Raw genomic sequence first — 21322 nt, 5'->3', positions numbered from 1 at the left:
ACCGAGGAGGGTAAGGGCCGCATATGACATGCGGCTCACTGTTTTATGACGAATGGTTTAGCGGGTGATCGCTTCGAGCGCGGCGAGCGCCTCGGGGGTGTTCAGGTTCGGGAACGGCTCGGCGAAGAAGGCCTCGCGGGTGTAGAGGCCGGCCAGCCAGTCGCGCAGCCGGCGGCTGTCGCCGGAGAGGAACTCGATCAGCCGCGGCAGCACGCGGCGGTGCAAGAGCGCCAGCGTCGGGTGCAGCGAGTGCGCGTCGCAGGCGATCACCGCGTCGGTCTTGGCGCCGTGGCGCTCGGCGAACAGCCGTGCGACGAAGTCGGCGGGCAGCCGCGCCACGTCGCACGGCATCGTCACCAGCCAGTCGCACCGAGCGTGCGCCAGGCCCTCGGCGATGCCGGCCAGCGGACCCTGGAAACCGGGCAGGCTGTCGCTCAAGACCGGGTGGCCGAAGCCGGCGTACACGTCGAGGTGGCGGTTGGCTGAAATCAGGATCTCGGCCGGCGGCGGTTGCTGCGCGGCCAGCGCCGCCAGCGCGTGTTCGATCAGCGGCCGGCCGGCGAGCAGCTGCAGCCCCTTGTCGGCGCCGCCGAAGCGCCGCGCGCTGCCGCCGGCCAGCACCAGCGCCGAATAGGCCGGCACGCTCATTGCGCCATCCAGCGCGTCGCCGCGTCGTCGTCGCTGTCCTTGGCGTCGACCCAGCGGCTCGTGCCGTCCTGGTAGTACTCCTTCTTCCAGAACGGCGCGCGCGTCTTCAGGTAGTCCATCAGGAATTCGCAGGCGGCGAACGCGTCGCGGCGGTGGCCGGCGGCGACCACCACCAACACGATCGGTTCGCCGAGCGGCAGGTAGCCGACCCGGTGGACGATCGTCGCGCCGTTCAGCGGCCAGCGCTCGCGCGCCTCGCCGACGATGCGGGTCAGCTCCGCCTCGGTCATGCCCGGGTAGTGTTCCAGCTCCAGCGCGGTGACGTGCGCGGCATCACCGTAGTCGCGCACCAGGCCGACGAAGCTGGCGATCGCGCCGGCCGCCGGGTTGCCGGACAGCGCGGCGATCTCGGCGCCGGGCTCGAATTCGGCATGGCCGACGCGTATCGTGAAGTCGCCCATCTCAGCCTCCGGTCACCGGCGGGAAGATCGCCACCTCGTCGCCGGCGGCAAGCGGCGTGTCCGGCTGCGCCATCGTCTGGTTGATCGCGACACGGAACACCCGGCCAGTGCCGAGTTCGTCGGCCCACACGCCGCCGCGCGAGGCCAGTTCGGCCAACAGTTCGGCGACGCTCGCCGCGTCGCTGTCGAGCGTTTCGCCGCCGCGGCCGAAGGTGTCCTTCAGCCGGGCGAAGTAAATCAGGTTCAGGGTCATGCTGCGCACTCCGCGATAGATTGTTTCAAGTGTAAAGAATGCGGCGGCCAAGGCCAATGCACAGAGCGCCTAATCCGCCGGACGGGTGCTAGGTCGGCGCCATAGCGCGTGGTGCTCGGCGTGCTGTTCCTCGGCATGGAACGCCAACGCGGTCTTGAGCAGGTCGCTGCGGGTGATGAGGCCGAGCAGGCGCCCGCCGGCCTTATCGAGCACCACGATGCGCTCCAGCCCCTGCTGCGCGAGCCGGCTCGCCAGCACCCGGCCGCTGTCGCCGGGCAAGGCGAACGGCTGCGCGGTCGCATCGAGCAGGCCGGCAAGCTTCGTGTCAGCCGGGTGCGCGGCGGCGAGGTGGACTAGCGTCAGCTCGTCGAGCAGGCCCAGATAACGGCCGTCGTCGAGCACCGGGTAGGCGCGGTGCCGGCCGGCGAGCGCGCGGCCACCGACAGCGTCTGGTAGAAGAACAGGTTGATAAAGAGGCGGATCAGCGTCAGCAGCAGCCAGGCGCCGCCGCTGGCGAGCACGCCGATTACCAGCGCCAGTCCGGCCAGGCGTGCCTGGCCGGGGGCGACGGCAAAGTCGCGTTTGTGGTTCATCGTCGGTTTCCGGTGGGGGTGGGTGAAGTCTTGCGCGCCCGGGTTGACCCGTCGGCCACAGCGGTTAGCATGGGGGCCTGTCCGCATCGAGGTCTCCCATGTCCACGCCGCCGCTCGCCAAGGCCGATTACGAAGAGCTCGCCGAATTCCGCTACCAGCTGCGTCGCTTCCTGCGCTTCAGCGAGGAGGTGGCCCAGGAGCACGGGATCACCGTGCTGCAGTACCTGCTGCTGTTGCAGGTGAAGGGCTACCCGGGTCGCGAATGGGCGACTGTCGCCGAGTTGGCCGAACGGCTGCAGTCGCACCATCACAGCGTGGTGGCGCTGGTGTCGCGCTGCGAGAAGGCCGATCTCGTCGAGCGCCGCCCCGGGCGCAGCGACCAGCGCTGCGTCGAGGTGCACCTGACCGGCCACGGCGAGGCGCTGCTGGCCGAGCTGGCGCTGCAGCACCAGCAGCAGCTGGCCGAGGTGCAGGGCGAGCTGAAGATCCCGGCGATCGGTTTTCGGGCGTAGCGCGGCCGCGGTCGCGCAAGACCGGCTTGACTATATCACAACACGATATAAAATCTGCCGACGCCGCAGCGCGCCCGGCGGCTGCCCTGTAGTCGCTCCGATCAACCCATGCCGCTACCGGCTACCGGACGCTCTTCCCATGTCTTCCCTGTTGCAATTATTCGCCTGGCGGCGCTGGTGGCCGGAGCCGATGGCGCTGAGCCCGGCGCAGAAGATCAAGGCCGGGCTCGCCGCGCTCTTGGCGATCGGCGTGTCGGCGGCCGTCACCCACTGGACGGTCGGCGATGCACCGTGGCTGGCCGCGTCGATGGGCGCGGCCTCGGTGATCCTGTTCGTGCTGCCGGCGAGCCCCTTGGCGCAGCCGTGGTCCTTCGTCGGCGGCCACCTGGTGTCGGCGGCGATCGGCGTGCTGTGCGCCAAGCTGATCGGACAACCGGTGCTGGCCGCCGCCTGCGCGGTCGGCTTCTCGATCATGGCGATGACCTTCCTGCGCTGCCTGCACCCGCCGGCCGGCTCGATCGCGGTGATGGGGGTGATCGGCGGCCCGGCGATCAAGGCGCTCGGCTTCGCCTTCGTGATCAGCCCGGTGCTGTTCAACTCGCTGCTGATGCTGGGGATGGCACTGCTCTTGAACAATCTGTGGCTGCGCCACCCCTACCCGCGCCCGCTGCCGGCGGCCAACCCGCACCTCGTCGACGACGTGCCGCCGCTGGCGCGGCTCGGCGTGCAGGCACAGGATCTCGACGCGGCGCTGGCGCACTACGGCGAGCTGCTCGACATCGGCCGCGACGACCTGGCCGAGGTGCTGGCTTTGGCGCAACGCTACGCCGCCGAGCGCGCACACGACGGCGTGAGCTGCGCCGACGTCATGAGCCGCGACCTGATCACCGTCGGCGCCGAGACCAGCCTGCAGGAGGCGTGGCGACGCCTGCGCCGCCACCGCATCCGCGCGCTGCCGGTGGTCGATCAGGACCACCGGGTGCTCGGCGTGCTGGCGTTGGTCGACTTCCTCAGGCGCATCGACGGCCAGCCCGGACGGCTGCGCGAGCGGCTGATGAAGCTGTTCGGCCAACGTGACCGCGCCGCGCAAGTCGGCGCGATCATGAGTTCGCCGGTGGTGTGCGTCGCCGCCACGCAGCCCATCGTCGACGCGGTGCCACTGTTGACCGACCGCGGCCTGCACCATCTGCTGGTACTCGACGACGCCGGCCGCCTGGTCGGGATGCTGACCCAGTCGGACCTGATTGCGGCGCTGTACGCCGGTGTGCTGCGGCGCGGCTGATTCCGCCGTTTCGGACCAGTGCTCTTGGTATTCACCCGCCGCTCAGGCGGGATGGCTTCGACGCGACCGGCGCCGTTCGGCGTGCACGGTCTGATCGAAGGCGCCGATTCTGGCAAAATAGAGGGCCGCGTCAGCCTGTGTGCGCGCGTAACATCGGCGTACAAGGAAGGGCGCGGTGCATGAACACGAACATCAGCAATCGAAACGGGTCGCCTCGGCCCGGCTACCCCATGACGGGGGCCTTGGCATGGTAAGCAAGGCCCTGCGCGTGCTGTCGGTGATTCCGCCGATGACGCAGCTCAACACCCCCTACCCGTCCACCGCCTACCTGACCGGCTTCCTGCGCTCGCGCGGCGTGGACGCGGTGCAGGAAGACCTGGCGCTGGCGCTGGTGTTGAAGCTGTTCTCCGGCGACGGGCTGCTGTCTATCCGCGAGCGCAGCGAGGCGCTGCCGGCGCGCCAGCGCTCGTTCCGCGTCCAGGCGTTTCTCGAGCAGTTCGACCGCTATCGCGCCACGATCACGCCGACGATGGCGTTCCTGCAGGGGCGCGACTCTACTGTCGGCCACCGCATCTGCGGCCGCAACTTCCTGCCCGAGGGGTCGCGCTTCGAGTCGCTCGACGTCTATATCGACGAAGACGGCGGCGACCCGCTCGCCTGGGCGTTCGGCGCGCTCGGCCTGCAGGACCGCGCCCGGCATCTCGCCACCCTGTACCTGAACGATATCGCCGACGTGCTGCGCGACGCGGTCGATGCGCGCTTCGAATTCGTGCGCTACGCCGAATCGCTGGCGATGAGCCAGGCCAGCTTCGACCCGCTCGCCGACGCGCTGGCCGCGCCGCTCAACCTGGTCGACCGCACCCTGCACGACTTGACCTTGGAAGCGATCGCGCGGCACGCGCCCGACGTGGTGCTGGTGTCGGTGCCGTTCCCGGGCGCGGTCTACGCCGCGTTCCGGATCGCGCAGGCGATCAAGGCGCAGAACCCGGCCATCGTCACCGTGCTCGGCGGTGGCTTCGTCAACACCGAGCTGCGCGAGTTGGCCGAACCGCGGGTGTTCGACTACTTCGATTTCGTCACGCTCGACTCGGGCGAGCGCCCGCTCTTGGCCCTGCTCGACCACCTGCAGGGCAAGCGCTCGCAGGCGCGGCTGGTGCGCACCTTCGTGCGCGACGACGCGGGGCTGGTGCGCTACCAGCACTTCCCCGAACCGGACGTGCCGTTCGAGGAATGGGGCACGCCGACCTGGGACGGCCTGCCGCTCGACCGCTACCTGTCGCTCTTGGACATGCTCAACCCGATGCACCGGCTGTGGTCGGACGGACGCTGGAACAAGCTCACCGTCGCGCACGGCTGCTATTGGAAGAAGTGCAGCTTCTGCGACGTGACGCTCGACTACATCTCGCGCTACGAGACCGCGTCGGCAACCGAGCTGGTCGACAGGATCGAGAAGATCGTCGCCGAGACCGGCCAGACCGGCTTCCACTTCGTCGACGAGGCCGCGCCGCCGAAGATGCTCAAGGCCTTGGCCGAAGAGCTGTTGCGTCGCAATGTGGCGATTTCCTGGTGGGGCAATATCCGCTTCGAGAAGTCGTTCACGCCCGAGCTGTGCCAGCTCTTGGCCGACAGCGGCTGCATCGCCATCTCGGGCGGGCTGGAGGTCGCGTCCGACCGGCTGCTGAAGCTGATGAAGAAGGGCGTATCGGTCGAGCAGGTGGCGAGGGTCACCAGCGGCTTTACCGAGGCCGGCATCCTGGTGCATGCCTATTTGATGTACGGCTTCCCGACCCAGACCGTGCAGGACACCGTCGACGCGCTCGAATACGTGCGCCAGCTGTTCGAGTCCGGCTGCATCCAGTCCGGCTTCTTCCACCGCTTCGCCTGCACCGTGCACTCGCCGGTCGGGCAGAACCCGGAGGAATATGGCGTGACGCTCGAGCCGCTGCCGCAGGGCAACTTCGCCAAGAACGACGTCGGCTTCATCGACCCGACCGGCGTCGACCACGCCGCGCTCGGCCAGGCGCTGAACAAGGCGCTCTACAACTACATGCACGGCATCGGCTTGGAGGAGGACGTGCGCCGCTGGTTCGCCGGCCGGGTGCCGCGTTCACGGGTGCCGCATCACTTCATCGAGCGGGCGCTGTCGGCGCGCTAGTGCCGATTCCCGGGTCGGACTCCCCTAGCCCTGCAGCTTGCCAGCACGGCTCGGCGGCATCGCGCCGCCGAGCCGTGCTGGATTCACCGGTAGAGACTAGCTGTCATTTAAGCAGGAAGATGGTCTCAAGCGTCCCGCCATTATTAACGACAAATTGCGTTGTGGTGATGTCGTTAAAGTAATACTGGTACGTGGTGGACGAACCCAAACTGCCCTGTTTTATGGCCTTGCCGAACGTCTTTTCGATTTTGCGTTCGGGATCGCCGAGTTTCACACCGCCAATGTTCCCCGAAAAAGGCGCATCCACCCGAATGGTGGTGGCTTTCTCTTTTTCAAAAATTACCCAGATTCCTTTCGTCTTCAAACGAAGTTGAAGCTTCTTCACGGGGTTTGCCGTCTGCGCGCCTGGCGACTGATAAGGTTCCGGCTCCATTTTGGTACCCAGTGCTTTCTGTACTTCTTCAACGGAGTCGCCGATTTTTATTGGCAGACCGTGCATTTTTACTTCGGCCTTTACTGTCAGTGACAGGCTCAAAATAATCGTGGCAAGGATTGTTTTTACTATTCTCATATTTCTCTCTTTGAGGTTTTGCATTGCCGTTGCCGTCGGTAATAAATCGCGGCAACAGTCATCGCGATGCATAGGCTGGGCGGCCTATTGTAAAGCGGTCAGATTATACATTTGTTGATCCGCGTTTGGGGGGCGCCCATATCGTGCGGCGGCGGGTTTGGCATGGCCGGCCGGTTCGATGACGTTTATTTTTTATTGCGGAAAATTTCAATGACAATATATTATTGAAAGCCTGTTCTGAATTTTTGGCGGGAGGGCCTAGTCAGGGTGAGGCCCGGCGCAGAAATCGGGGTCTACGTGGGTCGATGAGGAGGCCGGGCAGCGCAGCCGCGCCAGGGTGCTTGTGCGTGACCGCCGCACCATCACCGACCGCGAGATGGAAAAAGTCACCGCATCGCCGACACTTAAGCAGTCTTTCCCAAAAAAAAAAAGCGACTGAACCTGTCGATTTCGCTGCCGCTCGTTCGACGTGTCAGTAGAGCCTAGGTTTAGCCGGTCGAGACCGTCCGGCGGCCCAGAGCTCCCAACCCCAAACCAGAAGGAGTCACTACGATGCGATTCATGATCTTGCGCAAGGCCGATAAGGACACCGAAGCCGGCGTGATGCCGAGCGAGCCGTTGCTTGCCGCGATGGGGCAGTACATGGAAGAGATGACCAAGGCCGGGGTGATGCTGGCCGGCGAAGGGCTGCAGCCGAGCGCGAAGGGTGCGCGTGTCAGGTTATCGGGTGGCAAGCCGACCGTGATCGACGGGCCGTTCACCGAGACCAAGGAACTGATCGCCGGCTTCTGCCTGATCCAGGTGAACTCGAAGCAAGAGGCGATCGAATGGGTCAAGCGCTGGCCGGCGCTCGACGGCGAGGTCGAGATCGAGATCCGCCAGGTGTTCGAGGCGGAAGACTTCGGCGCCGAGTTCACGCCCGAGCTCAGGGAGGCCGAGGAGCGCATGCGTGCAGAGGTCGAGCAACTGGCGAACGCCGCGAAGCGCTAAACCCGAAACATCACCCCAACGCTTGAGAAGGAAACGTCATGCAAGTCCAGCCCTATCTGTTTTTTGACGGCCGCTGTGAAGAGGCGGTCGAGTTCTACCGCAGCGCGCTCGGCGCCGAGGTCTTGATGCTGATGCGTATGAAGGACAGCCCCGAGCCCTCTCAACCGGGCATGGTTCCGCCCGGCTCCGAGGACAAGGTGATGCATGCGAGCTTCCGCATCGGCGAGACCACGGTGATGGCGTCCGACGGCTGCAGCCAGGGGCAGCCGAGCTTCCAGGGCTTTTCGCTGTCGCTCTCGGTGTCCGACCAGGCCGAGGCCGAGCGACTGTTCGCGGCCTTGGCCGACGGTGGCCAGGTGCAGATGCCGCTCGGCAAGACCTTCTTTTCGCCGTGCTTCGGCATGGTGGCCGACCGCTTCGGCGTGTCGTGGATGATCATCGTGGCCGCTTAGGTGTCGATTTCGCCAGGCCTCGTTCGTCGTACTTAGAAGCCGCTAACAAAACCCTCCCTGCGTTGTTGCGCCGCCTTGCCGTACTGTCTACGGCGGCGCGCCTAGCAGGGAGCGCTGCGCTGGGTTTGTTAGCGGTTCTAAAGAGCGATGGCCTGGCCGGTCGTGCCGGTCGGCAGCCCCGCTCGCAACCACAAGGAGTGACAAGATGCGATTCATGATGCTGATGATCCCAAAGGGCTACGAGAACGCCGCGCCGGGCGCCATGCCGAGCGCCGAGGCCGTCGCCGCGATGATGAAATACAACGAAGCGCTGCAGAAGGCCGGCGTGCTGCTCGCGCTCGATGGTCTGCACCCGCCGTCGATGGGCGCGCGCGTCTCGTTCGAAGGCGGCAAGCCGAAGGTGACCGACGGGCCCTTCGCCGAGGCGAAGGAGGTGGTCGGCGGCTACTGGATGATCCAGGTGAAGTCGAAGGAAGAGGCGATCGAATGGGCGTCGCGCTGCCCCGCTTCGGCCAACGAAGTGATCGAGATTCGCCAGGTGCAGGATTTCTCGGACTTCCCGGCCGACGTCCAACAGGTCGTGGCCGGGTTTCCCGAGATGCCGGCGCAGTTCGGGCCGCGCCGGGAGGCATGACGACTTCCGCCACCCACCGCGCGATCGACGCGGTCTGGCGGATCGAGTCCGCCCGGATCATCGCCGGCCTCGCGCGCATGGTGCGTGACGTCGGCCTCGCCGAGGAGCTGGCGCAGGACGCTCTGGTCATCGCGCTCGAGCGCTGGCCGGAGTCGGGCATCCCGGACAATCCGGGCGCCTGGCTGATGGCCGCCGCCAAGCATCGTGCGCTCGATCACTTTCGTCGACGCAAGCTGCTCGAGCGCAAGCACGAGGAGCTCGGCCGCGAGCTCGAGGTGCAGCAGGAGCTGGCCGGGGAGGACGTCGACGCCGCGCTCGACGATGATATCGGCGACGACCTGTTGCGCCTGGTGTTCACCGCCTGCCATCCGGTGCTCTCGACCGAGGCGCGCGTCGCGCTGACGCTGCGCCTGCTCGGCGGGCTGACCACCGATGAGATCGCCCGGGCGTTCCTCGTTCCGGAGCCGACCGTCGCGCAGCGCATCGTCCGCGCCAAGCGCACCCTCACCGAGGCACGCGTCCCGTTCGAGGTGCCGCGAAGGGACGAACTCGCCGCGCGGCTGGCGTCGGTGCTCGAGGTGATCTACCTCGTCTTCAACGAAGGTTACGCGGCGACTGCCGGTGACGACTGGATGCGGCCGGCGCTGTGCGAGGAGGCGCTGCGTCTCGGCCGTATCCTGGCCGAGCTCGTCCCGAACGAGCCGGAGGTCCACGGCCTGGTGGCGCTGATGGAGATCCAGGCGTCGCGCGCGCGGGCGCGGATCGGCCCGTCGGGCGAACCGGTCCTGCTGCTCGAACAGAACCGCGCGCGCTGGGATCGGCTCCTGATCCGTCGCGGTCTCGCGGCGCTTGCGCGTGCCGAGGCGCTCGGCGGTGCGTTCGGCCCGTACGCGTTGCAGGCCGCGATCGCCGCCTGTCACGCGCGAGCGCGCACGCCGGAGGAGACGGACTGGGCGCGCATCGCGGCGCTCTACGACGCGCTCGCCCAGCTCGCACCGTCCCCGGTCGTGGAGCTGAACCGTGCGGTCGCGCTCGCGATGGCGTTCGGTCCGGCCGCGGGGCTCGAGCTCGTCGAGGCGCTGAGCTCGGAGCCGTCGCTCAAGGGCTACCACCTGCTGCCGAGCGTGCGCGGCGACCTGCTCGCCAAGCTCGGCCGCCTCGACGAGGCCCGTGCGGAGTTCGAGCGCGCGGCCTCGCTCACGCGCAACGCCCGCGAGCGCGAGCTGCTCCTCGAGCGCGCCCGAGCATGCGCGCGCGGCTCGGTACCGCCCGAGCCGCGCTGACGAAAGGGCGCGGCTCGCGCTTTATGGCGAGTGGCGGTGTCGCTGCTGCAACGCATCGTGCTGTTCGGCCAACCTTGGGCTCGTCCCACCGCCCATAAAAAATGCCGCCCCATCGGGGCGGCATTTTCACTGCTAAACCAGCGCTTACTTCACGATCTGTGCCAGCTCACCCTTCGCGTACTTGGCCGCCATCGTGTCGAGATTGATCGCCTTGATCTTGCTGGCCATGCCGGCCGCACCGAACGCCTCGTAGCGCGCGATGCAGATGTCGCGCATCGCCACGGTCGACACCGCCAGGAACTTGCGCGGGTCGAATTCGGACGGGTGCTGCGCCAGGAAGCGACGCACCGCGCCGGTCGACGCCAGACGCAGGTCGGTGTCGATGTTCACCTTGCGCACGCCGTATTTGATGCCCTGGACGATTTCTTCGACCGGCACGCCGTAGGTTTCCGGCATCTCGCCGCCGAATTCGTTGATGATCGCCAGCCACTCCTGCGGCACCGAGGAGCTACCGTGCATCACCAGGTGGGTGTTCGGCAGGCGGGCGTGGATCGCCTTGATGCGGTCGATCGCCAGGATGTCGCCGGTCGGCGGACGGGTGAACTTGTACGCGCCGTGGCTGGTGCCGATCGCGATCGCCAGCGCATCGACGCCGGTGTCCTTGACGAACTGGGCGGCTTCTTCCGGGTCGGTCAACAGTTGGCTGTGGTCGAGCACGCCTTCGGCGCCGACGCCGTCTTCCTCGCCGGCCTTGCCGGTTTCCAGGCTACCCAGGCAGCCGATCTCGCCTTCCACCGACACGCCGCAGGCGTGCGCGAAGTTGACCACGGTGCGGGTCACGCCGACGTTGTAGTCGTAGTCGGCCGGGGTCTTGCCGTCGGCCTTCAGCGAGCCATCCATCATCACCGAGCTGAAGCCGAGCTGGATCGAGCGCTGGCAGATGTCCGGGCTGGTGCCGTGGTCCTGGTGCATCACCACCGGGATGTGCGGGAATTCTTCGACCGCGGCCAGGATCAGGTGGCGCAGGAACGGCGCGCCGGCGTATTTGCGTGCGCCGGCCGACGCCTGCACGATCACCGGGGCGTCGACCTTGTCGGCCGCTTCCATGATCGCGCGCATCTGCTCGAGGTTGTTGACGTTGAACGCCGGCAGGCCGTAGCCGTATTCCGCTGCGTGGTCCAGCAGCTGTCGCATCGAAACGAGTGCCATACTTTTCTCCAGGATTATCGGGTGACGCGCCGCCGTGGCGTCGCGCCGTGTTGTCTAGTGGGCCGTTCGGCCTAAGCGTACTGCTTAGGCGTGCCGCGACACGCTGGTCAGCAAGGCGCCGGCGCTGACGAAGCAGCCGCCCGACACCTTGTTGACCATCTTCAGGCGCCGCGCGTTGTTCAGCCAGCTCGCCATCTTCTGGCCGCCGCCGGCGTAGACCAGCTGCCAGCTGCTCTCGATCACGAAGAAGCTGGCCGCCAGGATCGCCAGTTGCGGCCCCTGCGCCAGTTTCGCGTCCATGAACTGCGGGAACAGCGCGGTGAAGAAGATGAACGCCTTCGGGTTGCTCATCGCCACCAGGAAGCCGGTGCGGTAGCGCTGCCAGGCGCCCGGCAGCTTGGCCGGCTCGGCGATCTCGCTCTCTTGCAGCGGCGCCGGGGTGGCGCGCCAGGTCTTGATGCCCAGGTAGATCAAATACGCCGCACCGGCGTATTTGACCGCGCTGAACAGCAGCTCCGACGTCGCCAGCAGCGCCCCGAGCCCCGCCGCCGAGCCGAACATGATGATGCCGAGCGCGCTCATCAGCCCGGCGCAGGTCGCCAGCGTGCGGCGCACGCCGTAGTGGATGCCGTGGGTCATCGCCAGCAGCATGTTCGGGCCGGGTGTGGCCGACACGAAGAATACGGTGGTGATGAACAGCAACCAGGTATTGAGCGACATGGCGGTCTTCCTGCGGGCGGTGGCGAAGCGCTCAGTGTATGCCGAGCGGCTGGTCGCCGCCACCGGCCGCGATATGCGGCCAGCGGCGGCGCAGGGTCAGTCCTGGGCGCGCGCGCTCAGGATCGCCACGGCCGGCAGCTCCTTGCCCTCGAGGAACTCGAGGAAGGCGCCGCCACCGGTGGAGATGTAGCTGATCTTGTCGGTGACGCCGAACTTGGCGATTGCCGCCAGCGTGTCGCCACCGCCGGCGATCGAGAACGCCTCCGACTCGGCGATCGCGCGCGCCAGCGTCTCGGTGCCGCCGGCGAACTGGTCGAACTCGAACACGCCGACCGGGCCGTTCCACACCACGGTGCCGGCGCGCTCGATGATCTCGGCCAGCGCTTCGGCCGACGCCGGGCCGATGTCGAGGATCATCTCGTCCTTGGTCACGTCGTCGACCTGTTTGAGCGTGTCGTCGGCGTTTTCCGAGAACTCGGCGGCCACCACCACGTCGGACGGCAGCGGCACGTCACCGCCGTGCTTACGGATCTTGGCGATCACCTTCTTCGCCTCGGCGACCAGCTCCGGTTCGGCCAAGGATTTGCCGATGCCGTGGCCTTCGGCCAACAGGAAGGTGTTGGCGATGCCGCCGCCGACGATCAGCTGGTCGACCTTGTCGGCCAGGCTCTCCAGGATGGTCAGCTTGGTCGACACCTTGGAGCCGGCGACGATCGCCACCAGCGGCCGGGCCGGCGCTTCCAGCGCCTTGGACAGCGCCTCGAGTTCGGCGGTCAGCAGCAGGCCGGCACAGGCGACAGGCGCGAAAGCGGCGACCGCGTGGGTCGACGCCTCGGCGCGGTGTGCGGTGCCGAACGCGTCGTTGACGAACACGTCGCACAGGCTCGCGTAGGCGCGGCCCAGCTCTTCGTTGTTCTTCTTTTCGCCGCGGTTCAGGCGGACGTTTTCCAGCAGCACCACCTGGCCCGGCTGCACCTCCGGCGGGCGCCCCTGCCAGCCCTGGTTCACCGGCACGGTCTGGCCGAGCAGCTCGGACAGCCGCACCGCCACCGGCGCCAGGCTGTCTTCCGGCTTCGGCTCACCCTCGGTCGGGCGGCCCAGGTGGGTCATCAGCACCACGCCGGCGCCGTGTTCGAGGCAGTATTCGATCGACGACAGGCTGGCACGGATGCGGGTGTCGTCGCCGAGCACGCCGTGCTTCAGCGGTACGTTCATGTCGACGCGGATCAGGACGCGTTTACCGGCCAGATCCAGGTCGGTCAGTTTCTTGAATTGCATGATTCCATCCGTACGGACGCCGCGCGTGGCGGGTGCCTGCGCGCGGCGTGGGCAATCAGTGAGACAAGCTTGCGTAGAACTGCTCAAAAACCCAGCGCAGCGGTTCTGCTCGCCGCCCTGCCGCAGACAGTACAAGTAGTACGGCAAGGCAGGGCAACAACGCCGGAAGGGTTTTGGAGTGGTTCTTACTTGGCGGCGAACAGCGCGCGGGCGGTGCGCAGCATCTGCTGGCAGAAGCCCCACTCGTTGTCGTACCAGGCCAGCACCTTCACCATATTGCCGTTGGACACCTTGGTCAGCGTGGCATCGAACACCGAGCCTTCGGTGCTGTGGTTGAAGTCGCTGGAAACCAGCGGCAGCGTGTTGTAGCCGAGCGTACCCTTCATCTTGCCTTCCGAGGCGGCCTTGACGATGGCGTTGACCTCCTCGACCGAGGTGTCACGGCCCGCTTCGAAGGTCAGATCGACCAGCGACACGTTGATGGTCGGCACGCGCACCGAGAAGCCGTCGAGCTTGCCCTGCAGTTCCGGCAGCACCAGACCCACGGCCTTGGCGGCGCCGGTCTTGGTCGGGATCATGTTGTCGGTGGCCGAACGGGCGCGACGCAGGTCCTTGTGACGCACGTCGGTCAGCACCTGGTCGTTGGTGAAGGCGTGGATGGTGGTCATCAGGCCCTTGACGATGCCGAGCTCGTCGTTCAGCGCCTTGGCGACCGGCGCCAGACAGTTGGTGGTGCACGAGGCGTTCGACACCACGGTCATGTCGGCGGTCAACGTATCGTGGTTCACGCCGTAGACGATGGTGGCGTCGACGTCGTCACCGCCCGGGGCCGAGATCAGCACCTTCTTGGCGCCGGCATCGAGGTGCAGCTGGCACTTCTCTTTCGAGGTGAACGCGCCGGTGCATTCGAGCACCAGGTCGACGTTCAGTTCGCGCCACGGCAGTTCGCGCGGGTCGCGGGTGGAGAAGAACGGGATCACGTCGCCGTCGACGATCAGGTTCTTCTCGTCGTGGCTGACGTCGGTGGCGAAGCGGCCGTGCACGGTGTCGAACTTGGTCAGGTGCGCGTTGGTGGCCAGGTCGCCCGAGGCGTTCACCGCCACGATCTCGAAGTCGCCGCGCAGATTGTATTCGTAGATGGAACGCAGGGCCTGACGGCCGATGCGGCCGTAGCCGTTGATCGCTACACGGATGGTCATTTTCTCTCCCAAAATGATGAAAAGGCCGCCCGGTCGTTGTGCCGGGTCGGCCTGCGTCGATTTACTGGATCACGTTCTTGGTTTTTTGGATGACGTTTTCCACGGTAAAGCCGAATTCCTTGAACAGCACCGGGGCCGGGGCGGATTCGCCGAAGGTATCGATGCCGACCACGTCGCCTTCCAGGCCCACGTACTTGCGCCAGAAGTCGGACACGCCGGCTTCGATCGCGACGCGCGGCACGCCGGCCGGCAGGACCGCCGCCTGGTAGGCCTTGTCCTGGCGGTCGAACACATTGGTCGATGGCATCGACACCACGCGCACCGCGATGCCCTCGGCGGCCAGCGCTTCCTGCGCCTTCAGCGCCAGTTCCACTTCCGAACCGGTGGCGATCAGCACCGCTTTGGCATAGGCCGCGTCGCGCAGCACGTAGCCGCCACGCGCGATGTCGGCGACCTGCTGGGTTTCACGTGAAACAAACGGCAGGTTCTGGCGGCTGAAGATCAGGCTCGTCGGACGGGTCTTCTGCTCGATCGCGTGCGCCCAGGCGACGGCCGCCTCGGTGGTGTCGCACGGGCGCCAGGTGTCCATGTTCGGGATGTAGCGCAGCGTGGCGGTCTGCTCCACCGGCTGGTGGGTCGGGCCGTCTTCGCCGAGGCCGATCGAGTCGTGGGTGAACACGAAGATCGGATTGATCTTCATCAGCGCCGCCATGCGCAAGGCGTTGCGCGCGTATTCGCTGAACATCAGGAAGGTGCCGCCGTACGGGCGCAGGCCGCCGTGCAGCGTCATGCCGTTCATGATCGCGGCCATGCCGAATTCGCGCACGCCGTAGCTGATGTAGTTGCCGTTGCCGACGGCGTCGATCCACTTCGAGCCCGACCAGTTGGTCAGGTTCGAGCCGGTCAGGTCGGCCGAACCGCCGACGAATTCCGGCAGCGACGGCGAGAACGCCTCGAGCGCGATCTGGCTGGCCTTGCGGGTGGCGACGGTCTGCGCGGCTTCGGTGATCTTGGCGATCGCGGCGGTTTTCGTCTCTTCCCAGCCGGCCGGCAGCTCGCCCGCCATGCGGCGTTCGAACTCGGCGGCCAGATCCGGGTAGGCGGCGCGGTAGGCGTCGAAGCGGCGGTTCCATTCGGTTTCGCGCGCGGCGCCGGCGTCGCGGGCACCCCAGGCGGCGTAGATCTCGGTCGGCACTTCGAACGGGGTGTGCGGCCAGCCGAGGTGCTCGCGCGCGGCGGCGATCTCGGCGGCGCCGAGCGGCGCGCCGTGCACGTCGTGGCCGCCCTGCTTGTTCGGCGCGCCGTGGCCGATGGTGGTCTTGCAGCAGATCAGCGTCGGACGGTCGGTGCTCTTCTTGGCGGTCTGGATCGCGGTGGTGATCTCGACCGGGTCGTGGCCGTTGACGTTCTTGATCACCTGCCAGCCGTACGCCTCGAAGCGCGCCGGGGTGTTGTCGGTGAACCAGCCGTCGACGTCGCCGTCGATTGAGATGCCGTTGTCGTCCCAGAACGCGATCAGCTTGCCCAAACCCCAGGTGCCGGCCAGGCTACACGCCTCGTGCGAGATGCCTTCCATCAGGCAGCCGTCGCCGAGGAAGGCCCAGGTGGTGTGGTCGACCACGGTGTGGCCGTCGCGGTTGAACTGCGCCGCCAGCAGCTTCTCGGCCAACGCCATGCCGACCGCGTTGGTGATACCCTGTCCGAGAGGGCCGGTGGTGGTTTCAATGCCAGGCGCGTAGCCGTACTCCGGGTGGCCCGGGGTCTTGCTGTGCAGTTGGCGGAAATTTTTCAGGTCGTCGACCGACAGGTCGTAACCGGTCAGGTGCAGCAGGCTGTAGATCAGCATCGAGCCGTGACCGTTGGACAGCACGAAGCGGTCGCGGTTGGCCCAGTTCGGGTTGGCCGGATTGTGCGAGAGGAAGTCGCGCCAGAGCACTTCGGCGATGTCGGCCATGCCCATCGGGGCGCCGGGGTGACCGGATTTGGCCTTTTCCACCGCGTCCATCGACAGGAAACGGATCGCGTTGGCAAGCTCGGTTCGGGTGACCATGTCGGAAAAAACCTCGAGACTGTGAAGAACCGGAAACGGCGCCCGCATCGGGTAATGGAAGCGCCGCGAAATCAGGGGATTATCGCCGATTATGCCGCGCTGCGGCAACCGGCCGCACCGCGCCTTTCTTGACCTCGTCAGCATTTTGGTCGAGCTTTTCAATAGCATGGTGGCCTATCGGCCGCCGCTCACGCTGGAGGATCCATGAGTCTGCCCGAATCCCTTTACCCGTCGCCGGTCGGCGTCACCCCCCGCAAGGTCGGTGCCGGCCGCGGCTGGCGCTGGATCGTCGAGGCGTTTTACCTGGTCCGCCCGCAACCCTTGACCTGGGTGCTGCTGGCGCTGACCTTCATCGTGATCAACCTGGTGGCGAGCCTGATCCCGGGCGTCGGCCAGGTGCTGTCGTTCCTGCTCTCGCCGGTGTTCGCCGGCGGCTTCGTGCTGGCCGCGCACAAGGCGAGCCAGGGCGGCGAGCTGGAGCTGTCCGACCTGTTCGAGGGCTTCCGCCGCGCGCTGCAGCCGCTGTTCGGCGTGGCGCTGTTCTGCATCGTGCTGGTGGCGGCGGCGCTGCTGGTGATCGGCGTGGTCGGCTCGGCGCTGGGGATCGGCGCCAAGGCGGCGGACAGTGTCAGCGCCGGCGTCGGCTTCAGCATCGTGCTGTTCGTGCTGGCGGTGGTGCTCGGCTTCGCGATCGGCGCGGCGACCTGGTTCGCCCCGCCATTGGTGACTCTGTCTGGCCAGACCGCCTGGCAGGCGGTGAAGAACGGCGTGCGCGGCGGCCTGCTCAACTGGCCGGCGATGCTGGTGTGCGGGCTGATGATGACGCTGCTGTTCGGCCTAGCACTGTTGCCGCTGGGGCTCGGGCTGTTGCTGTGGTTCCCGGTGATGTACGTGACCGGCTATACCGCGTGGCGCGATGTGTTCGGCGAACCGTTGCCGAGCTGACGCACGCAGTGCCGTAAAAACAACGCCGGCGCGATCGTTTCGATCCGCCGGCGTTGTTGCGTTCAGGGCCGCGTCAGGCCGTCGACGCGGTGGGGCGGTGGCCTAACCGGCAGCCGCCGGGCGGCGCATGTCGATATGCAGGATGCCGCCGTCGTCGTACGGCTCGCCCACCGGCTCGAAGCCGAATTGGCGATACAGCTCCTGGGCGATCATCTGCGCCGACAGCATCAGCGCCGCCCCCGGCCACAGCCGGGCGCACTGGGCGACCGCTTCGGTCATCAGCTGCTTGCCGACGCCTTGGCCGCGCCGCTCGGGCGCTACCACCACCCGGCCGATCGCGGCGGCGTCCGGGTACTTGTCGCCCGGCGCGATCAGCCGCGCGTAGCCGGCGAGCCGGCCGTCGCCGTCGCGGCCACAGAGGTGCAAACAGGCGAGGTCGACGCCGTCGACATCGCCATAAATCGAGCGCTGTTCGACCACGAACACCTGGTCGCGCAGTTGCAGCACCTGGTACAAGCTGACCGGCGTGAAGCCGTCGAAGCGGTGGCACTGCCACTGCAGCAGGCTGACCATAGTAGAATCCCCCGGTATCGATACCCCAACCAACATAGCACGAGGCGGCAGCGCCCCGTGCAGTGTGTGCGCCCATGACAAGTGAAACCCTGTTCCCCGAGCTGGACGACGCCGGCAGCCCGCCGCCGTCCGGCAACCCGCCGGTCGTCAGCGACGATGATGGTGACTGGCTAGCGCTCGACCAGTACGCCGAGCGCGCCTACCTCGAATACGCGATGAGCGTGGTCAAGGGCCGCGCGCTGCCCGAGGTGGCCGACGGCCAGAAGCCGGTGCAGCGCCGCATCCTCTACGCGATGAAGGACATGGGCCTGACCACCGGCGCCAAGCCGGTGAAGTCGGCGCGCGTGGTCGGCGAGATCCTCGGTAAGTACCACCCGCACGGCGACAGCTCGGCGTACGAGGCGCTGGTGCGGATGGCGCAGGACTTCACGCTGCGCTACCCGCTGATCGACGGCCAGGGCAACTTCGGCTCGCGCGACGGCGACGGCGCCGCGGCGATGCGTTACACCGAGGCGCGGCTGACGCCGCTGGCCGACCTGCTGCTGTCTGAGATCGACATGGGCACGGTCGACTTCGTGCCCAACTACGACGGCGCGTTCGACGAGCCGAAATTATTACCCGCCCGCCTGCCGATGGTGCTGCTCAACGGCGCCTCGGGCATCGCGGTCGGCCTCGCCACCGAGATCCCGCCGCACAATATGCGCGAAGTCGCCGCGGCCGCGGTGGCGCTGCTGGAGAATCCCGAGCTCGATACCGCCGCGCTGATGCAGCACGTGCCGGGCCCGGACTTCCCGGGCGGCGGCCAGATCATCACCCCGGTCGAGGACATCCACACCGCGTACGAGACCGGCCGCGGCAGCGTGCGGGTGCGCGCCAAGTGGGAGGTGGAGAAGCTGGCGCGCGGCCAGTGGCGGGTGATCGTCACAGAGCTGCCGCCGGGTAGCAGCGCGCAGAAGGTGCTGGCCGAGATCGAGGAAGCGACCAACCCGAAGGCCAAGGCCGGCAAGAAGGCGCTCTCCCAGGAGCAGCAGAACCTGAAGAGCCTGATGCTGTCGATGCTCGACCGGGTGCGCGACGAGTCGGACAGCGAGCAGCCGGTGCGGCTGGTGTTCGAGCCGAAATCGAGCCGTCAGGACCCGGACGAGTTCATCAACCTGTTGCTCGCGCAGACCAGCCTGGAAGGCAACAGCTCGTTCAACCTGGTGATGATCGGCCTGGACGGCCGCCCCGGCCAGAAGGGCCTGAAGTCCATCCTGCAGGACTGGCTGGACTTCCGCGTCGAGACGGTGACCCGCCGCCTTGCGCACCGCTTGAGCCAGGTCGATAAGCGCATCCACATCCTCGAAGGCCGGATGATCGCGTTCATCCACATCGACGAGGTGATCCGGGTGATCCGCGAGTCGGACGAGCCCAAGCCCGACCTGATGAAGGCGTTCGGCCTGACCGAGGCGCAGGCCGAGGACATTCTCGAGATCCGCCTGCGCCAGTTGGCGCGGCTGGAAGGCTTCAAGCTCGAGAAGGAGCTGTCCGAGCTGCGCGAAGAGCGCGACGGGCTGCGTCACCTGCTCGGCAACGACGAGGCCAAGCGCCAGCTGATCATCGACGAGATCGAGGCCGACGCCGGGCGTTACGGCGACGACCGTCGCAGCGAGATCAAGGCCGCCGAACGCGCCACGCTCAACCAGACCGTCGCCGACGAACCGGTGACGATCATCCTGTCGCAGAAGGGCTGGCTGCGCGCCCGGGTCGGCCACCACGCCGACCTCACCACGCTCAGCTTCAAGGACGGCGATGCGCTCGCCAGCGTGCTGGAGACCCGCACCGTCTGGCCGCTGATCGTGCTCGACAGCAAGGGGCGCGCCTACACCGTCGACGCCGCCGACGTGCCGACCGGCCGCGGCGACGGCGTGCCGGTGACGTCGCTGGTCGAGCTGCAGGACGGCGCGAAGCTCGCGCAGGTGCTGGCCGGCCCGGCGGAGGCGCGCTATGTCGTCGCCGGCAGTGGCGGCTACGGCTTCGTCGCCAAGATCGCCGACATGGCCGGCCGGGTGAAGGCCGGCAAGGCGTTCCTGGCGCTCGACGAGACCGAGACGGTGCTGGCGCCGGTGGCGCTGGGCGCGACGGCCAAGCTCGACGCGCTGCAGTTGGTCGCCGCCGCCGACAACGGCCGGGTGCTGGTGTTCCCGGCGAGCGAGCTGAAGGAACTGGCCAAGGGCCGCGGCCTGATGCTGATGGCGCTCGACGCCGGCGAGGCATTGACCGCGATCGGCCTGGTGGCCGGCGACAAGGCGCTGCTGGCCATCACCGGGCCGCGCGGCAAGGATGGCGTCGAGAAGCTTCTGCTCGCCGAGTTCGTCGGCAAGCGCGGCAAGAAGGGCAAGCCATCCGGTAAGAAGGGCACGGTGACGGCGATTCGCGATCCGGAGAGCGTCGAGAAGGAGTGAGCGCTGGCGCTTGCGATGAGCGCAGTGTGTAAAGGTTGGCCGAACCGGCGGGATGTTGGTTCGGCCGATTTTTTTGGCGGGTGATGTCTTTCGGAGATGGGTGAGGATTGTTGCTGCGCCGGTCCCGCCCGGCGGGGCGGGGTACTTTCTTTATGTCTCGCCAAAAGGAAGTACCCAAAGAAAACGAAGTTTCTGCGAAGCAAAAAGGCGACCCTACGACGCCGGCTTGCTTTGCGGGCTGTCCTGTGGGTGCCACGGTCAACGGGCGGCTGCGCAACTCGCGCCGGCTGAAGCCGGCACTCGAACAGTGCTCGCTGGCATCCCCCGTTGGTGGTGACATACTCGGCGGCGTCGAAGGAGAGAGGTGGTCGTTGGTGGCATTCTTGTGAGCTGTTGCAGCGCCGGTTTCGCCCGGCGGGACGAGGTACTTTCTTTTGCTTCGCCAAAAGGAAGTACCCAAAGAAAAGGCGACCCCACGACGCCGGCCCGCTATCGCGGGCTGCCCTGCGGGCGCCCCGGCCAACGGGCGGCTGCGCAACTCGCGCCGGCTGCGCCGGCACTCGGACAGTGCTCGCCGACTACCCCCGTTGGCCGTGACGTCCTCGGCGGCGTCGAAGGGGATTGGGTGATCGTAGGTGGTATTCGTGAATGGGTCTGGAAAATCAGCGTTTGCGAGAGCGATTGGACGCTGTGGATAAAACCGCCTGTTGGCATCTTGCTGTGGGTAAGTGCAAAGGTTGGGTGAAAGACCCTGCTGGTTGTTGTGGGGGTCAGATCCTCTTCGGCCAACCTTGGCGAACTAGTCCACCGCTTGCCGGTTTTTAACCCTCCGAACTCGAACCCGCCACAATCATCCTGCCCATCCCCTTTGCGCTGCCGAGCGATCGTCAAGCGGCCAGGTTTTAAGCCGCCGCTTGTTCGAGCGGGCGGACGTTAGCCGCCCGCGAGTTCGGCGGCGCCTGGCCGCTTGGCAGGCGCGAGGGAAGCCGAAGGCCAGCGCAGCAGGGGTCGCCTTCTTTTGGTTCCTTTTCTTGGCGAAGCAAGAAAAGGAACTCGCCTGTCGGGCGAGA

General features: G+C 66.9%; 21 protein-coding genes. 9 read left to right on the top strand and 12 right to left on the bottom strand.

All coding sequences use genetic code 11. The features are described 5' to 3' along the window. Positions 1-57: 57 nt before the first annotated feature. From mobA to ACZ2IA_RS01515, 5 genes are all read right to left on the bottom strand, one after another. Positions 58-648: a molybdenum cofactor guanylyltransferase MobA gene (mobA, locus tag ACZ2IA_RS01535; RefSeq protein WP_470290790.1), complete on the bottom strand. Its 591-nt coding sequence runs from the start codon at positions 646-648 to the stop codon at positions 58-60. Beyond that, complete coding sequence (locus ACZ2IA_RS01530; protein ID WP_470290789.1) at positions 645-1109, bottom strand: molybdenum cofactor biosynthesis protein MoaE; 465 nt, start codon at positions 1107-1109, stop codon at positions 645-647. Before ACZ2IA_RS01530 ends, mobA begins: the two co-directional genes overlap by 4 nt. A gap of 1 nt (position 1110) precedes the next feature. Continuing rightward, positions 1111-1362, bottom strand: coding sequence for a MoaD/ThiS family protein (locus ACZ2IA_RS01525; RefSeq protein ID WP_470290788.1), 252 nt, complete (start codon positions 1360-1362; stop codon positions 1111-1113). Positions 1363-1431: 69 nt separating this feature from the next. Continuing rightward, complete coding sequence (locus tag ACZ2IA_RS01520; protein WP_470290787.1) at positions 1432-1764, bottom strand: CBS domain-containing protein; 333 nt, start codon at positions 1762-1764, stop codon at positions 1432-1434. Next, the gene (locus ACZ2IA_RS01515) at positions 1722-1955 is read right to left on the bottom strand and encodes a hypothetical protein (protein WP_470290786.1); all 234 of its coding nucleotides are present in this window, start codon (positions 1953-1955) and stop codon (positions 1722-1724) included. The genes ACZ2IA_RS01520 and ACZ2IA_RS01515 overlap by 43 nt, the downstream gene beginning before the upstream one ends. A gap of 98 nt (positions 1956-2053) precedes the next feature. Here ACZ2IA_RS01515 and ACZ2IA_RS01510 point away from each other — a divergent pair, with 98 nt between their 5' ends. The 3 genes from ACZ2IA_RS01510 (at position 2054) to ACZ2IA_RS01500 (ending at position 5904) form a co-directional block, all read left to right on the top strand. Continuing rightward, the gene (locus ACZ2IA_RS01510) at positions 2054-2467 is read left to right on the top strand and encodes a MarR family transcriptional regulator (RefSeq protein ID WP_470290785.1); all 414 of its coding nucleotides are present in this window, start codon (positions 2054-2056) and stop codon (positions 2465-2467) included. 139 nt (positions 2468-2606) lie between these two features. Next, positions 2607-3749: an HPP family protein gene (locus ACZ2IA_RS01505; protein ID WP_470290784.1), complete on the top strand. Its 1143-nt coding sequence runs from the start codon at positions 2607-2609 to the stop codon at positions 3747-3749. Between the two features lie 247 nt (positions 3750-3996). Then, positions 3997-5904: a B12-binding domain-containing radical SAM protein gene (locus ACZ2IA_RS01500; protein WP_470290783.1), complete on the top strand. Its 1908-nt coding sequence runs from the start codon at positions 3997-3999 to the stop codon at positions 5902-5904. A gap of 103 nt (positions 5905-6007) precedes the next feature. Here ACZ2IA_RS01500 and ACZ2IA_RS01495 read toward each other — a convergent pair whose 3' ends face one another. Continuing rightward, positions 6008-6499, bottom strand: a complete 492-nt coding sequence (locus tag ACZ2IA_RS01495; RefSeq protein WP_470290782.1) for a hypothetical protein — start codon at positions 6497-6499, stop codon at positions 6008-6010. A 528-nt stretch (positions 6500-7027) separates the two neighbouring features. Between ACZ2IA_RS01495 and ACZ2IA_RS01490 the strand changes: the two genes are divergently transcribed. The 4 genes from ACZ2IA_RS01490 to ACZ2IA_RS01475 all read left to right on the top strand — a co-directional run bounded on the left by ACZ2IA_RS01490 (position 7028) and on the right by ACZ2IA_RS01475 (position 9834). Further along, entirely contained in the window at positions 7028-7465 is a 438-nt protein-coding gene (locus ACZ2IA_RS01490; RefSeq protein WP_470290781.1) for a YciI family protein, read from the top strand. 38 nt (positions 7466-7503) lie between these two features. Then, positions 7504-7917: a VOC family protein gene (locus ACZ2IA_RS01485; protein WP_470290780.1), complete on the top strand. Its 414-nt coding sequence runs from the start codon at positions 7504-7506 to the stop codon at positions 7915-7917. 205 nt (positions 7918-8122) lie between these two features. Continuing rightward, positions 8123-8551, top strand: a complete 429-nt coding sequence (locus tag ACZ2IA_RS01480; RefSeq protein ID WP_470290779.1) for a YciI family protein — start codon at positions 8123-8125, stop codon at positions 8549-8551. After that, positions 8548-9834, top strand: a complete 1287-nt coding sequence (locus ACZ2IA_RS01475; RefSeq protein WP_470290778.1) for an RNA polymerase sigma factor — start codon at positions 8548-8550, stop codon at positions 9832-9834. The genes ACZ2IA_RS01480 and ACZ2IA_RS01475 overlap by 4 nt, the downstream gene beginning before the upstream one ends. A gap of 144 nt (positions 9835-9978) precedes the next feature. Here ACZ2IA_RS01475 and fba read toward each other — a convergent pair whose 3' ends face one another. From fba to tkt, 5 genes are all read right to left on the bottom strand, one after another. Further along, on the bottom strand, positions 9979-11043 hold the full coding sequence (fba, locus tag ACZ2IA_RS01470) for a class II fructose-bisphosphate aldolase (protein WP_470290777.1): 1065 nt from the start codon (positions 11041-11043) through the stop codon (positions 9979-9981). An 84-nt stretch (positions 11044-11127) separates the two neighbouring features. Next, complete coding sequence (locus ACZ2IA_RS01465; RefSeq protein WP_470290776.1) at positions 11128-11763, bottom strand: LysE family translocator; 636 nt, start codon at positions 11761-11763, stop codon at positions 11128-11130. A gap of 96 nt (positions 11764-11859) precedes the next feature. Further along, positions 11860-13041 carry a phosphoglycerate kinase gene (locus ACZ2IA_RS01460; RefSeq protein ID WP_470290775.1) on the bottom strand — a complete coding sequence of 394 codons (1182 nt, stop codon included), beginning with the start codon at positions 13039-13041 and terminating at the stop codon, positions 11860-11862. 185 nt (positions 13042-13226) lie between these two features. Continuing rightward, a complete protein-coding gene (gene gap, locus ACZ2IA_RS01455) occupies positions 13227-14240 on the bottom strand; it encodes a type I glyceraldehyde-3-phosphate dehydrogenase (RefSeq protein ID WP_470290774.1) in 1014 nt (337 codons plus the stop codon). A 61-nt stretch (positions 14241-14301) separates the two neighbouring features. Next, positions 14302-16290 carry a transketolase gene (gene tkt / locus ACZ2IA_RS01450; protein WP_470290773.1) on the bottom strand — a complete coding sequence of 663 codons (1989 nt, stop codon included), beginning with the start codon at positions 16288-16290 and terminating at the stop codon, positions 14302-14304. Positions 16291-16494: 204 nt separating this feature from the next. Between tkt and ACZ2IA_RS01445 the strand changes: the two genes are divergently transcribed. Continuing rightward, complete coding sequence (locus tag ACZ2IA_RS01445; RefSeq protein WP_470290772.1) at positions 16495-17235, top strand: BPSS1780 family membrane protein; 741 nt, start codon at positions 16495-16497, stop codon at positions 17233-17235. Between the two features lie 102 nt (positions 17236-17337). Here ACZ2IA_RS01445 and ACZ2IA_RS01440 read toward each other — a convergent pair whose 3' ends face one another. Next, positions 17338-17808 carry a GNAT family N-acetyltransferase gene (locus ACZ2IA_RS01440; protein ID WP_470290771.1) on the bottom strand — a complete coding sequence of 157 codons (471 nt, stop codon included), beginning with the start codon at positions 17806-17808 and terminating at the stop codon, positions 17338-17340. Positions 17809-17882: 74 nt separating this feature from the next. Here ACZ2IA_RS01440 and parC point away from each other — a divergent pair, with 74 nt between their 5' ends. After that, positions 17883-20252 carry a DNA topoisomerase IV subunit A gene (parC, locus tag ACZ2IA_RS01435; protein WP_470290770.1) on the top strand — a complete coding sequence of 790 codons (2370 nt, stop codon included), beginning with the start codon at positions 17883-17885 and terminating at the stop codon, positions 20250-20252. Positions 20253-21322 lie beyond the last annotated feature (1070 nt).

This window comes from Crenobacter sp. CS_VA4 (genome assembly GCF_055597485.1).
This window is presented reverse-complemented; position numbering and strand designations above follow the sequence as displayed.

Coding starts and splice junctions, on each gene's coding strand:
- ACZ2IA_RS01505 (WP_470290784.1), top strand. CDS start 2,607: ATGTCTTCCCTGTTGCAATTATTCGCCTGGCGGCGCTGGTGGCCGGAG.
- ACZ2IA_RS01460 (WP_470290775.1), bottom strand. CDS start 13,041: ATGCAATTCAAGAAACTGACCGACCTGGATCTGGCCGGTAAACGCGTC.
- ACZ2IA_RS01530 (WP_470290789.1), bottom strand. CDS start 1,109: ATGGGCGACTTCACGATACGCGTCGGCCATGCCGAATTCGAGCCCGGC.
- tkt (WP_470290773.1), bottom strand. CDS start 16,290: ATGGTCACCCGAACCGAGCTTGCCAACGCGATCCGTTTCCTGTCGATG.
- gap (WP_470290774.1), bottom strand. CDS start 14,240: ATGACCATCCGTGTAGCGATCAACGGCTACGGCCGCATCGGCCGTCAG.
- ACZ2IA_RS01515 (WP_470290786.1), bottom strand. CDS start 1,955: ATGAACCACAAACGCGACTTTGCCGTCGCCCCCGGCCAGGCACGCCTG.
- ACZ2IA_RS01525 (WP_470290788.1), bottom strand. CDS start 1,362: ATGACCCTGAACCTGATTTACTTCGCCCGGCTGAAGGACACCTTCGGC.
- ACZ2IA_RS01480 (WP_470290779.1), top strand. CDS start 8,123: ATGCGATTCATGATGCTGATGATCCCAAAGGGCTACGAGAACGCCGCG.
- fba (WP_470290777.1), bottom strand. CDS start 11,043: ATGGCACTCGTTTCGATGCGACAGCTGCTGGACCACGCAGCGGAATAC.
- ACZ2IA_RS01500 (WP_470290783.1), top strand. CDS start 3,997: ATGGTAAGCAAGGCCCTGCGCGTGCTGTCGGTGATTCCGCCGATGACG.
- ACZ2IA_RS01495 (WP_470290782.1), bottom strand. CDS start 6,499: ATGCAAAACCTCAAAGAGAGAAATATGAGAATAGTAAAAACAATCCTT.
- ACZ2IA_RS01445 (WP_470290772.1), top strand. CDS start 16,495: ATGAGTCTGCCCGAATCCCTTTACCCGTCGCCGGTCGGCGTCACCCCC.
- ACZ2IA_RS01475 (WP_470290778.1), top strand. CDS start 8,548: ATGACGACTTCCGCCACCCACCGCGCGATCGACGCGGTCTGGCGGATC.
- mobA (WP_470290790.1), bottom strand. CDS start 648: ATGAGCGTGCCGGCCTATTCGGCGCTGGTGCTGGCCGGCGGCAGCGCG.
- ACZ2IA_RS01510 (WP_470290785.1), top strand. CDS start 2,054: ATGTCCACGCCGCCGCTCGCCAAGGCCGATTACGAAGAGCTCGCCGAA.
- ACZ2IA_RS01490 (WP_470290781.1), top strand. CDS start 7,028: ATGCGATTCATGATCTTGCGCAAGGCCGATAAGGACACCGAAGCCGGC.
- ACZ2IA_RS01465 (WP_470290776.1), bottom strand. CDS start 11,763: ATGTCGCTCAATACCTGGTTGCTGTTCATCACCACCGTATTCTTCGTG.
- ACZ2IA_RS01440 (WP_470290771.1), bottom strand. CDS start 17,808: ATGGTCAGCCTGCTGCAGTGGCAGTGCCACCGCTTCGACGGCTTCACG.
- parC (WP_470290770.1), top strand. CDS start 17,883: ATGACAAGTGAAACCCTGTTCCCCGAGCTGGACGACGCCGGCAGCCCG.
- ACZ2IA_RS01485 (WP_470290780.1), top strand. CDS start 7,504: ATGCAAGTCCAGCCCTATCTGTTTTTTGACGGCCGCTGTGAAGAGGCG.